General features: G+C 42.4%; 10 protein-coding genes and 1 pseudogene. 6 read left to right on the top strand and 5 right to left on the bottom strand.

The window, feature by feature from the left end; translation table 11 throughout:
• The first annotated feature begins 38 nt into the window (after positions 1 to 38).
• The 3 genes from ntcA to ACM0OR_RS21180 all read left to right on the top strand — a co-directional run bounded on the left by ntcA (position 39) and on the right by ACM0OR_RS21180 (position 2808).
• The gene (gene ntcA / locus ACM0OR_RS21190) at positions 39 to 710 is read left to right on the top strand and encodes a global nitrogen regulator NtcA (RefSeq protein ID WP_017321409.1); all 672 of its coding nucleotides are present in this window, start codon (positions 39 to 41) and stop codon (positions 708 to 710) included.
• A 172-nt stretch (positions 711 to 882) separates the two neighbouring features.
• Positions 883 to 2349, top strand: a complete 1467-nt coding sequence (locus tag ACM0OR_RS21185) for a DUF3084 domain-containing protein (protein ID WP_414578590.1) — start codon at positions 883 to 885, stop codon at positions 2347 to 2349.
• A gap of 12 nt (positions 2350 to 2361) precedes the next feature.
• Positions 2362 to 2808 (top strand): pre-16S rRNA-processing nuclease YqgF, encoded by a 447-nt coding sequence (locus ACM0OR_RS21180; protein WP_414578588.1) that lies wholly within the window; start codon positions 2362 to 2364, stop codon positions 2806 to 2808.
• Between the two features lie 10 nt (positions 2809 to 2818).
• On the opposite strand, the gene ACM0OR_RS21175 is transcribed toward ACM0OR_RS21180, so the two are convergent.
• Together ACM0OR_RS21175 and ACM0OR_RS21170 are read right to left on the bottom strand one after the other, a co-directional pair.
• Entirely contained in the window at positions 2819 to 3082 is a 264-nt protein-coding gene (locus tag ACM0OR_RS21175) for a DUF3146 family protein (RefSeq protein ID WP_190705469.1), read from the bottom strand.
• Between the two features lie 362 nt (positions 3083 to 3444).
• Positions 3445 to 5601, bottom strand: a complete 2157-nt coding sequence (locus ACM0OR_RS21170) for a polyribonucleotide nucleotidyltransferase (protein WP_414578587.1) — start codon at positions 5599 to 5601, stop codon at positions 3445 to 3447.
• Between the two features lie 921 nt (positions 5602 to 6522).
• Here ACM0OR_RS21170 and ACM0OR_RS21165 point away from each other — a divergent pair.
• The 3 genes from ACM0OR_RS21165 to ACM0OR_RS21155 all read left to right on the top strand — a co-directional run bounded on the left by ACM0OR_RS21165 (position 6523) and on the right by ACM0OR_RS21155 (position 11052).
• Positions 6523 to 9738 carry a DEAD/DEAH box helicase gene (locus ACM0OR_RS21165; protein ID WP_414578585.1) on the top strand — a complete coding sequence of 1072 codons (3216 nt, stop codon included), beginning with the start codon at positions 6523 to 6525 and terminating at the stop codon, positions 9736 to 9738.
• A gap of 67 nt (positions 9739 to 9805) precedes the next feature.
• Positions 9806 to 10642 carry an SWIM zinc finger family protein gene (locus ACM0OR_RS21160; RefSeq protein ID WP_414578583.1) on the top strand — a complete coding sequence of 279 codons (837 nt, stop codon included), beginning with the start codon at positions 9806 to 9808 and terminating at the stop codon, positions 10640 to 10642.
• Between the two features lie 107 nt (positions 10643 to 10749).
• Positions 10750 to 11052 carry a CU044_2847 family protein gene (locus ACM0OR_RS21155; RefSeq protein WP_414578581.1) on the top strand — a complete coding sequence of 101 codons (303 nt, stop codon included), beginning with the start codon at positions 10750 to 10752 and terminating at the stop codon, positions 11050 to 11052.
• Positions 11053 to 11111: 59 nt separating this feature from the next.
• Here ACM0OR_RS21155 and ACM0OR_RS21150 read toward each other — a convergent pair whose 3' ends face one another.
• From ACM0OR_RS21150 to ACM0OR_RS21140, 3 genes and pseudogenes are all read right to left on the bottom strand, one after another.
• On the bottom strand, positions 11112 to 11297 hold the full coding sequence (locus tag ACM0OR_RS21150) for a PCP reductase family protein (RefSeq protein WP_414578579.1): 186 nt from the start codon (positions 11295 to 11297) through the stop codon (positions 11112 to 11114).
• 231 nt (positions 11298 to 11528) lie between these two features.
• Positions 11529 to 12917 carry a photosystem II reaction center protein CP43 gene (gene psbC / locus ACM0OR_RS21145; protein ID WP_414578577.1) on the bottom strand — a complete coding sequence of 463 codons (1389 nt, stop codon included), beginning with the start codon at positions 12915 to 12917 and terminating at the stop codon, positions 11529 to 11531.
• Positions 12901 to 13025: pseudogene (locus ACM0OR_RS21140) on the bottom strand (photosystem II D2 protein (photosystem q(a) protein)); the annotation flags it as partial. The gene psbC and the pseudogene ACM0OR_RS21140, both read right to left, overlap by 17 nt.

Raw genomic sequence — 13025 nt, 5'->3', positions numbered from 1 at the left:
ACTTTTTTGTTATTCCGGCATTGGGTAGGGGAAGGGAGATGATCGTGACACAAGATAAGGCCCTAGCAAATGTTTTTCGCCAGATGGCAACTGGAGCTTTTCCACCAGTTGTCGAAACGTTTGAACGAAATAAAACGATCTTTTTTCCTGGCGATCCTGCCGAACGAGTTTATTTTCTTTTGAAAGGCGCAGTCAAGCTTTCCAGGGTGTATGAGGCAGGAGAAGAAATTACAGTTGCACTATTGCGGGAAAATAGCGTTTTTGGCGTTCTGTCTTTATTGACAGGCAATAAATCTGATCGGTTTTACCATGCGGTGGCATTTACCCCAGTAGAATTGCTGTCTGCACCAATTGAACAAGTAGAGCAAGCACTCAAGGAAAATCCTGAATTATCAATGTTGATGCTGCGGGGTTTATCTTCGCGGATTTTGCAAACAGAGATGATGATTGAAACCTTAGCGCACCGAGACATGGGTTCGAGGTTGATTAGTTTTTTACTGATTCTCTGTCGTGATTTTGGCATTCCTTGTGCAGATGGGATCACAATTGATTTGAAGTTATCTCATCAAGCGATCGCAGAAGCAATTGGTTCGACGCGCGTGACAGTTACCAGATTATTAGGGGATCTGCGTGAGAAAAAGATGATTTCGATTCACAAAAAGAAGATTACTGTGCATAAACCTGTGACTCTCAGCAGACAGTTCACATAAAATCCATTGGGGTCAGGGGCGGTGGAGCGTGTTATATTTCTTTAGATAACACTCAATAGTTGGCATTAAATCTAAAATCTTGAGTAATTTCAGCTATTGCCGACCCCCCCATCCTCCCCAGACAATGACTGAAAGTAGTAGGCTGTATCTGGAAACATTTCGGTAGCTGAAGATGACAACCGGCTACATCCTCATCGCAGCAATTTTAATTTTGGGAGGCGTAATTGCCACTGTTGGCGATCGCATCGGCACAAGAGTTGGCAAAGCACGCCTCTCTCTCTTTAAGCTTCGCCCCAAAAACACAGCTGTAGTGGTAACGATTTTTAGTGGTGTACTGACAGCCGCCACAACCCTAGCTATTCTGTTTTTGGCTGATGAAGGCTTACGGAAAGGGGTATTTGAGTTAGAAGATATTCAAAAAGACCTCCGACAAAAACGAGAACAACTCAAAGTTGCTGAAGATCAAAAAAGTCAGGTAGAGGCTGAACGCAACCAAGCCAATCAGGAATTAGAAACCACCAAAAAAGAAAAATTTACAGCGCAGCAAGATTTAGCTCAAACCCAAACTAAACTCCAGCGCACCCAAAACCAGTATCAAAAAGCTATAGCTGAACTCCAAAGTGTTTACAATCAAAGGAAAGCACTACAGATAGCTGTTACCAAACTAGAGACAGAACGGAGACGGCTGTATATTGAAGCCCAAAAAGCAATTGCCCAACGCGATCGCGAAATAGCTAACCGTCAACAAGCCATAGAACAACGCGATCGGGAACTGAGTAACCGTCAACAAGCTATAGAACAACGCGATCGCGAACTGGCTAACCGTCAACAAGCGATAGAACAACGCGATCAAAAAATTGCCCAACTAGATAAACTCATCCAAAATCGCAATTTAGAAATTACCCAAAGAGAACAGGTAATTGCCAAACGGGAATCTCTACTCAAAGAATTGGAAAGACAACAGGATTATCTAGAACAGGAAGTGGCGAGACTGGAAAAATATTACCAGTCATATCGTGACTTACGCTTGGGTAAATTGGCTTTAGTTCGGGGTCAAGTTATTGCGGCGGCTGTAGTGCGTGTTAACCAAACGACTACTGCCCAACAAGTAATTGTGCAACTACTGCAAGAAGCCAATCGCAATGCTAGCATCGAATTAGCTGAACCTGGAACTGCTGCTAATACACAACTGCTGCGTGTAACTCCAGATAGAGTTGAGCAGCTGATCAAACAAATTAACGATGGTCGAGAATACGTAGTGAGAATTTTCTCAGCTGGCAATTATGTGAGGGGGGAACAGCAGATAGAATTTTTCGCCGATACAGCTAGAAATGTCTTAGTATTTTCTGAAGGTGAGGTATTGGCGACAACTACCGCCGATGCTAAAACTATGACCTCATACCAATTAAGGCAAAGATTAGATTTATTAATTTCAGCATCTCAATTTCGTGCTAGAAATTCGGGTATTGTCGAAGGTGTACAAATTGATGGTACGTTTATTCGCTTTGTTGCTCTATTGAGACAATTCGGGCAACCCATAGAAATTAAAGCAGTAGCAGCAGAAGACACTTACACGGCTGGGCCTTTGAGAGTAAAACTAGTAGCAATTCAAAACGGCAAAGTTGTTTTAAGTACTTAATAAAAATTTATTATGACTTTTAGTGAATTTTCCCCAACACAACCAGTCATTTTAGGGTTTGATCCCGGTAAAGATAAATGTGGTGTAGCCATGATGGGATTAGATCGGCAATTGCATTATCATCAAGTTGTGCTTTCTCGTGAGGCGATCGCTACCATTAATAACCTACGTCAAAGGTTTCCCGTTTCCTTGCTGGTAATGGGTAATCAAACCACAGCCAAACACTGGAAACAGCAATTGCAACAAGAATTAGTCGAACCATTAAATATTGTGTTAGTAGATGAGCGTTATAGTACCTTAGAAGCACGCGATCGCTATTGGCAGATGTACCCCCCTAAAGGACTCACAAAGCTACTACCCCAGGGAATGCGCCAGCCTCCACGCCCTATAGATGACATTGTGGCTATTCTCTTAATTGAAAGATATTTAAGCCGCCTCACTGAATCAGTTAACAGTTAATCTGAAATTTTTACAACTTTGCGCGAATCGTAAACGCATAGTCTCCGCCTGGTTCTAGCTGATAATCTTGTTGTTCCAAGAACCTTCCCAGAGGTTCTTTGATTAAAGCCCGACCCTGAGAAGGCTTCACGGAAAGTTCTCCCTGGCGAAAATTCCATTGGAAATGCCACTCAAAATCCCCTGCACTCACTTCACCTTCTAGGAAGCCGTGTTGCCAGGATTGGCGGGTAATTTTGACATGGGCGGTAGTTTCTGGCAAACGTTTAGCACTCACAATGCTTGGTGTTAAGTATGGAACAAAAGCTAACTATTTAGGCTATCTTTTATTTACCAAACTTCGCTGCGATCGACAAACTGGCAACATGAGTATTTTTGCTTAATATAGCTATATATATCTTGAAAATTGAAAATATAAACGTTTAAGAATAATCCAGTTTTCACTAATAATAGGGATTTCATCAGTTTTAGTGTTTCTTCCGTTGTTAGCTACTGAATTAATGAATCATCCTAAAATTTTAAATTTAAAGCCGCGACTTCAGTCGTCCGGCTTCTCTTTACATAAGTGATAAAAATTTACGGCGATGCCTACCTAAAAGGCATCGCGGATTTTAGATAGAATCTAAAATCCCAATCGAATTAACGATTCACCGCCGCAGCTTCCCGTGCCGCAGCTGCCTGATCGGGGTGGATACCCAAGCGTGTGAGGTTAATCCGTCCCTTATTGTCAATTTCGCGTACCTTGACAACGACTTCATCGCCTACAGCTACTTCATCCTCAACCTTGCCCACACGATAATCAGCCAGTTGGGAAATATGGATCATTCCTTCCTTACCGGGGAGAAATTCCACAAAAGCACCTATTGGTATAATCCGAGTCACGCGTCCAGCATAGACATCGCCTTCATTCAACTTGCGGGTCATGCCTTGAACGATATTACGCGCTCTCTTGGCTTTATTCTCATCTACCGCAGAAATAGTAACTGTGCCATCATCTTCGATGTCAATTTTCGCACCAGTTTCTTCGGTGATACCCTTGATTGTTTTACCACCAGGGCCAATGACTAGACCAATCATGTCTGGATCAATCTTAATCGTCAACAGACGCGGCGCATAAGGTGAAGTTTCAGGGCGCGGTTGGTCAATGGCTTGCAACATTTTATCGAGAATGTGCAACCTGGCGGCTTTGGCTTGGTTGATGGCTTGGGCAATAACTTCCATAGGCAAACCAGATATTTTCATATCCATTTGCAAGGCGGTAATTCCTGTATCTGTGCCGGCGACTTTAAAGTCCATGTCTCCCAAGAAGTCTTCAATGCCTTGAATGTCTGTCAGGACTCGGACTTCATCTCCTTCTTTGATCAAACCCATAGCCGCACCACTGACTGGTTTGAGAATAGGTACACCAGCATCCATTAAGGCCAGAGTAGAACCGCACACAGAACCCATTGAGGTAGAACCGTTAGAAGATAACACCTCTGAAACGATACGAATCACGTAGGGGAATTGTTCTTTCGGTGGTAGTACAGGTAAAATGGCTCGTTCTGCCAATGCACCGTGACCGATTTCTCGTCTACCTGGGGCGCGTAAAGGTTTGGTTTCTCCCACTGAGAACGGCGGGAAATTGTAATGATGCAGGTAGCGTTTGGATTGGTCTGTTTGCAAGTCATCGTTGAGGTTTTGAGCATCTCCGGGAGTACCGAGGGTACAAGCGGATAATACCTGGGTTAGTCCTCGGTTAAATAGCCCGCTACCGTGGACGCGCTTGGGTAAGACATCCACTTGACAAGACACAGGACGGACTTCATCGAGTTTGCGTCCATCAACACGCACGTTATCTTCGACGATTTGACGGCGCATGAAGTGCTTAGTGATGTCTTTAAAAGTGTTCCCCAAGGCTTTGCTATTGGCAGTAGCAGCAAGGCGGATTGGGTCGTCTTCTGAGAGTGCGGCGATCGCTGTGGCAATATTGTCTTTAACGGCATCCAACGCGGTATCGCGTTCGGGTTTAGCCAAATGAAATTGAGCCAGAATTTTCTTAATTTCGTCGCTAGCGCGATCGCGGATATAATTTGCCAGAGTTTGATCTACCTCTGGTTTTGCTTCTTGGACAATTTCTAAACCCATTTCTGCTACTAAATCTTGCTGCGCCTTGATTAAATCGCGCACAGCTTCGTAGCCAAAATCAATCGCTTCAATAATATCTCGCTCTGGCAATTGATTAGCACCTGCTTCCACCATGATTATGCCATGTGGTGAACCAGCTACAATCAAATCTAAATCTCCAGCTTCGATTTCTGCATAGGTGGGGTTGATGATAAAGTCATCACCTACTAAGCCTACTCGTACTGCTGCCATTGGCCCGTTAAAGGGAATTTGGGCAATCAGAGTTGCGATCGAAGCACCTGTCACCGCCAATACGTCCGGTGGTACTAGCTCATCCATTGACATTGTAAATGCCACAACTTGCAAGTCATCCCGCAACCATGAAGGGAACAAAGGACGCAAGGGACGGTCAATTAAACGACTGGTGAGAGTGGCTTTTTCTGGTGGACGACCTTCCCGGCGCATGATCCCACCAGGTATTCTCCCAGCTGCGTATAGTCTTTCTTCGTAATCTACTGTTAGGGGAAGGAAATCAATGCCCTCTCTGGCTGTTGATCGCGTAGCTGTTACTAAAACAACTGTATCCCCTGATTCTATCAACACAGACCCACCAGCTTGCGGTGCTAGTAGGCCTACTTTCAGTCGAATATCCCTTCCATCGAAGGATATTGACTTCTCAAATTCTGCCATTCAGCTTTTTTTCCTTCTCTTTCTTTATTCTCTCACTGTGGCAATCCTAACATTTATGCCCTATGGCTGACTTCTGTTACATACAAAGAGCAACAAGTTCCTCAACGCCAAGCACGATACACACTCAGCGCATCCACCATCTGTTCATCAGCTAGTTTTGCCACTTGTTGAGTGCTTACAATGATATCAAGGGATTGCGGATTAGATACTGGGGACTGGGAATTTTAGATTTTACGGAAAGTTCTGTAGGCGGGTTTCCCAACCTAGGAACGCCACTTACTACAAGCCGGGAAACCCCGAAGTTGCTCCACTTGGGCAAAGCCCTTGTCGCAGCCTCTCGTAGAGAAGACCGCACTTCTCTTCGTCCAACGCAGTGGCTCAAATTTTCAAGACGGATTTTAGATTTTGGATTGAATAATTGCAAATCCACTCATTGAAAGGCTGGGGACTGGGTACTAGTACAGCACGGCGTAAATTAACTCACTATCTAAAATCCTTGAAAAGCTTAGAAATCAGCGTGATTCATGGGTAATTTAGACTTTTGGCTTTTGCGTGATTGTACTATCTTTCCTATTTCCTAATACAGAGTGGCGAAAATCACGCTACCATCTAAAAAATAGCTAAATCAATAGACCTCTTGCATAAATGCTTAAGCTGTCATGTTGAGCAAAGCGAAACATCTCAAAGATTCTACATTTCATTCAGAATTACACATCTCATTTTCCGACTTTTGCAAGAGGTCTAATATTTTGACTATGAAAAATTTTAATTGATATATCAATATTATTTACTTTTATAAAGTTATAAGTATTTTACAATATTTAAATTTCATGACCATAAAGATATCAAAACAAATATAGTTCTCATTAAACAAGCAATACTTAATAATTTTATTTTGATTAAAGTCTGAGTAGTTAACAAATGGCAATTTTACACGGTAGTTGGTTATTAAAAGGTCAGGAAAACTATTTATTTATTTGGGGTGAGACTTGGCGATCGCCACGAGTTAATGTGAACTTGAGTGAATTAGCCCTAAATCCCTTGGCGATGACAGCAGTTGAGTTAGGTGAGTGGTTGTCTGCTGAAAATATGAGCATTGCAGACTTTATCACTCAGCTAGAAAAAAAGCCATCTACTAAAGCCACAAGTTCTAAAAAGATAAATTTACCGATTCATTCTCAAAAAGTTAATCTACCAACTTATATTTTAGAAATAACTACAGAAGAGACAGTATTGATGTCTCCCTTACATTCTGGTGCGTTGGCATCTGAGATGGACTCTCAAAAATACTTACAACCTTGGCGAATCGAAGGTTTTTGTCTCAACCCGATACAGGCTATCAAATTTCTCACTTCTTTACCCTTAAATATTGTCAATGGGGAAGATACATTTTTAGGTGGAGATTTACGCTTTTGGTCACAGGTTGCCCGTTGGAGTTTAGATTTAATCTCACGATCTAAGTTTTTACCAATTATCCAAAGACAAGCTAATGAGAATTTTGACGCGAAATGGCAAGTCCTTCTAGATAGTGCCATAGATGGAACTCGCTTAGAAAAGTTGGCGACGAAAATGCCCTTGGTTTGTCGGACTTACGGGGGCCTGGGGACTGGGGGAGAATTTAGTCAGTCACCAATGTACGTTGATTTTCCCAGTCAGCCGCAAGACTTAATTTTGGCGTTTCTCAATAGTGTGATAGATGCCCAAGTGCGGGAGATGGTGGGGACTCAAACTCTGGTTGAACCTAGGGTAATGGCATCTTTACCATTGGCGGTGCGTCAGTGGTTGCAGTCTTTAACTGGTGGATCTAATGTAGTGAATGCAGATGTTATTGGTATAGAGAGACTAGAAGCGGCACTGAAAGCTTGGACGATGCCGCTACAATACCAATTAGCCAGCAAAAATCAATTTCGTGCTTGTTTTGAGTTGCGATCGCCTGAAAATGAAGAAACTGATTGGAAACTGGCATATTTTTTGCAAGCGGCTGATCATCCCGAATTTTTAGTAGATGCAGCAACGATTTGGCATCATCCAGTTGAACAATTAGTTTATCAAAATCGCACCATTGACCAACCGCAAGAAACATTATTGCGGGGTTTGGGTTTAGCTTCTCGATTGTATCCATTGCTTGCACCCAGTTTAGATGCTGAATGTCCCCAATCTTGCCAACTTACTCCTATGCAAGCCTATGAATTTATTAAATCCGTGGCTTGGCGGTTTGAAGATAGCGGTTTGGGTGTGATTTTACCGCCTAGTTTGGCAAATCGCGAAGGCTGGGCGAACCGCTTGGGGTTAAAAATTTCTGCCGAAACCTCAAAGAAAAAACAGGGGCGTTTAGGATTGCAGAGTTTGCTGAATTTCCAATGGCAATTAGCTATTGGCGGGCAAACTATTTCTAAAGCAGAATTTGATCGCTTGGTGGCTTTAAATAGCCCCTTGGTAGAAATTAACGGCGAATGGGTGGAATTGCGTCCCCAAGATATTAAGACAGCCCAAACCTTTTTTGTATCTCGCAAAGACCAAATGTCTTTGTCTTTAGAAGATGCTTTACGCCTGAGTACAGGAGATACCCAGGTGATTGAAAAATTACCAGTAGTCAGCTTTGAAGCATCTGGGGCTTTAGAAGAATTAATTGGGGCTTTAACTAATAATCAAGCAGTTGCACCTTTACCCATACCGAAAAACTTTCGCGGACAGTTGCGGCCTTATCAAGAAAGAGGTGCTGCTTGGCTAGCTTTTCTAGAACGTTGGGGTTTAGGCGCGTGTCTCGCCGACGATATGGGACTCGGTAAAACAGTGCAGTTCATTGCTTTTCTTTTACACCTGAAAGAACAGGATGTATTAGAAAAACCAACTTTATTAGTTTGCCCTACTTCTGTTTTAGGTAACTGGGAACGGGAGGTTAAAAAATTCGCCCCTACACTCAAAGTTTTAGAATATCACGGTGATAAACGTCCTAAAGGTGAGACATTTCAGGAAGCCGTAAAAAAACATGATTTAGTTATTACTAGTTATTCACTAATTCACCGGGATATTAAATCATTACAGGGTGTGGATTGGCAAATAATTGTGCTAGATGAAGCCCAAAATGTGAAAAATTCTGAAGCTAAACAGTCACAAGCTATCAGACAATTAGAAGCAACATTTCGCATAGCTTTAACGGGGACACCAGTAGAAAATAGACTCCAAGAATTGTGGTCTATTTTAGATTTTCTCAATCCTGGTTATTTAGGTAATCGACAATTCTTTCAGCGTCGATTTGCTATGCCAATTGAAAAGTATGGAGATGCTGCTTCATTAAATCAATTACGTTCTTTGGTGCAACCTTTTATTTTGCGTCGGCTCAAAACTGACCGTGATATTATTCAAGACTTGCCAGAAAAGCAAGAAATGACGGTATTTTGTGGCTTAACAACGGAACAAGCCGCACTTTATCAACAAGTAGTAGAAGCATCTTTAGCAGAGATTGACTCTGCTGAAGGATTGCAACGTCGAGGGATGATTTTAGGTTTATTAGTTAAACTCAAACAAATCTGTAACCATCCAGCCCAGTATTTAAAAGAAGCCAACTTAGCACAACATAATTCAGCCAAATTACAACGGCTAGAAGAGATGTTAGAAATAGCTTTAGCAGAAGGCGATCGCGCGTTAATCTTCACCCAATTTGCCGAATGGGGTAAATTACTCAAACCCCACCTAGAAAAGCAACTCGGACGCGAAATATTCTTTTTATATGGTAGTACCACCAAAAAGCAACGCGAAGAAATGATCGACCGTTTCCAACACGACCCCCAAGGTCCACCAATTATGATTTTGTCGCTCAAAGCTGGTGGTGTAGGGTTAAATTTAACCAGAGCAAATCACGTTTTCCACTTTGATAGATGGTGGAATCCCGCCGTAGAAAATCAAGCGACAGACCGAGTATTTCGCATTGGTCAAACTCGCAATGTGCAAGTACATAAATTCGTTTGCACTGGTACGTTAGAAGAAAAAATTCATGACATGATTGAAAGCAAAAAACAACTAGCAGAACAAGTCGTTGGTGCTGGTGAACAATGGTTAACAGAACTAGATACAGACCAACTCCGTAACTTACTAATATTAGACCGTAACGCAGTCATTGAAGAAGAGACAGAATAGAGAACATAAAATATTATTTCCCTCTCTGCACCCTCTGCATTTAATTTGCAATACATATTTCGTAATTATGACAAATACAACATTACAAGCAAGCCGGGAATGGTGGTCACAAAGATGGCTAGAATTACTCGATTCCTATCGCTTTAAAAAGCGGTTAGAACGTGCCAGAAACTATGCTCGTCAAGGCAATGTTCTCAGCATTGAATTCAAAGGCGCGAAAGTATTAGCCAAGGTGCAAGGTAGTGAAATTGAACCTTATACAGTTTCGCTTTCCCTTAATTATTTTAGCGATGAAGAGTGGGGCTATATCATTGAAACCATGTCTAAAAAAGCGGTCTTTGCTGCCAAATTATTAGCAGGAGAAATGCCCCAAAATATCGAAGAAGTCTTCACAGCTAATGGACTATCTTTATTTCCCTTTACCCTAGGTGACGTTCATAGTAAATGTTCCTGTCCTGATAAAGCCAACCCTTGTAAACACGTTGGTGCAATCTATTATCAGTTAGGCGACAGATTCAGCGAAGACCCCTTTGTCCTATTTCAATTGCGGGGACGGACTAAAGAACAAATCATTAGCGACTTACGCCAATTACGTGGTGCAAAATTAGAGCCTGAAGCAACTGCAACACTAGATCATCAACAAACAATTAATCACAATCAATATAATGTCAAAATTGATAATTTCTGGCAATATAATGAGCCACTAGATTCTTCTTTGGTAGTAATTACACCATCAAGTAACGAGACAGTATTAGATGTATTAGGGGCTATTCCGCTAGCCAAAACCGAGGAGAGTGTGATTAATTTAACTTCCAGCGATGTAGTAATGAAATATTTGGAGACTCTCTACAAAGAAGTTAGTCAAAAGGCAATGTTAGCAGCAATGAATGTGGGAGGAAGCTGATATACTCCACATCAGTCAAGTAGAGAATAGCTTGATTAATTGGTTGTATTGGTATTGAAAATTAGTGGTTGAATGTTATTGATAGGCAATCACCCAGTTAAATCAACATGGAAATTCAAACCAGAATTATCTCACTAGAACTTGCTGATGGCACAAATATTAAAGTTGAAGCCACACCCATTGGTGAACGCAAAGGCGTTTTGCAATCCCAAGATTTTCATCAAGTGACTACTGCTATTGAGTCGCTGACGAAAGAGATTTCCGAAACATTACAGAAAGTGAAGCCTGATAGAGCGACTGTGAAATTTGGTATAGAAATTGGCATTGAATCAGGTAAACTCACACCTTTAATCGTCAAAGGTGTTTCCACCGCAAATTTTGAGATTACCTTAGAGTGGATTAATAATTAAGCGATCGCTATTCTTATCCCCTACACAACTTTCAGCAAAAATATATCAACTCCAAGCATTTACTGGCCAAACTCTGCTCTAGCTTGCTCAACTAAATCTGCTGTGACTACATCTTTTTCTGCTTGACGTGCCAAATTCTCAATTCTGGCTTTCGCCTGAGCGCGAACAAAAAAGGGAATATTCTGTAACTTATCTTTGGCTTCGGATGTCCAACGCAAAGCATCAGTAAAATTAGATTCCTTCATATCCCTTATACCTCTTGATTTGCCTTGGTTACTTCCAGCTAGTCACAAAAATTAATTTAGATGGCTTTGAATCATTTCATCAATCAAAGCTTCCAAGTCTTTATATCTCTATGTCTATGTGTTTTTTAGACATCTTCATAATTAAACCAATACTACCAAAAAAAGGCTCTTGCTGTTATACAAGAGCCTTAAAAGCGTTCGATTGTCAGTGATGAAATAAAACTTTAGAACCTAGTCAAGTTCAGTCATGGTCATTGCTGGTTCATTCTCACGGTCGATACCTTTCTCAAAACCACCAGCAGCAGCGCGAGCGCGACCAGCGTGCCACAAGTGACCGATGAGGAAGAAGAAACCTAACACAAAGTGAGAAGTAGCCAACCACGCACGAGGTGATACGTAGTTGAAGGAGTTAATTTCGGTAGCCACACCACCCACAGAGTTCAAAGAACCCAGGGGAGCATGGGTCATGTATTCAGCAGCACGACGAGCTTGCCAAGGCTGAATGTCATTCTTGATTTTTTCTAAGTCAAGACCGTTAGGACCACGTAGAGGCTCTAACCAAGGGCCACGGAAATCCCAGAAGCGCATGGTTTCACCACCAAAAATGATTTCACCGGTAGGAGAGCGCATCAGGTATTTACCTAGACCTGTCGGACCTTGAGCAGAACCGACGTTAGCACCTAAGCGTTGGTCACGAATCAAGAAGGTTAAAGCTTGAGCTTGAGAAGCTTCAGCAGCAGTAGGCCCATAGAACTCACTGGGGTAAACAGTGTTGTTAAACCACACCATGCAAGAAGCGATAAAACCCATCAGAGAAAGTGCGCCTAAGCTGTAGGAGAGATAGGCTTCACCAGACCAAATGGATGCACGACGTGACCAAGCAAAAGGCTTAGTGAAGATGTGCCAGATACCGCCAGCAATACAAATTAAGGCAATCCAAATATGACCACCAATTACGTCTTCTAAGTTATTGACGCTAATAATCCAACCTTCACCACCAAAGGGAGCTTTGACTAGATAGCCGAAGATAACTGCTGGATTAAGAGTTGGATTAGTAATGACGCGAACATCACCACCACCAGGTGCCCAGGTGTCGTAGATACCGCCGAAGAACATTGCCTTCAGCACCAGTAACAACGCGCCACAGCCCAAGATGATCAGGTGGAAGCCGATGATATTGGTCATCTTGTTTTTGTCTTTCCAGTCATAACCAAAGAAGGAGGAATACTCTTCTAAGGTTTCTGGGCCACGGACGGCGTGATAGATGCCGCCAAAACCCAGGACTGCTGAAGAAATTAGATGAAGTACACCAACAACAAAGTAGGGGAAGGTGTCAATAACTTCACCACCAGAGCCTACACCCCAACCGAGGGTAGCAAGGTGGGGTAGAAGAATTAAGCCCTGCTCGTACATTGGTTTTTCTGGAACAAAGTGAGCGACTTCAAACAAAGTCATTGCTCCAGCCCAGAATACGATCAAACCAGCATGGGCAACGTGTGCGCCCAGCAGTTTACCAGATAAGTTGATTAGGCGGGCATTGCCAGACCACCAAGCAAATCCACTGGATTCTTGGTCACGTCCGCCGCCCATTACGCCAGTTCTATTAGAGAGCGTTACCACGTGGTAGTACCTCTTCGGGGAATACAAATTTTTCGTGAGGCTGATCTTGAGGGGCCATCCAAGCGCGGATACCCTCATTCAGCAAAATGTTCTTGGTATAGAAGGTTT

Source organism: Anabaena sp. CCY 9402-a (assembly GCF_963920945.1).
Classification (GTDB): domain Bacteria; phylum Cyanobacteriota; class Cyanobacteriia; order Cyanobacteriales; family Nostocaceae; genus Trichormus; species Trichormus minutissimus.
The sequence above is the reverse complement of the archived record's forward strand: the minus strand, read 5'-3'. Positions and strand labels throughout refer to the sequence as shown.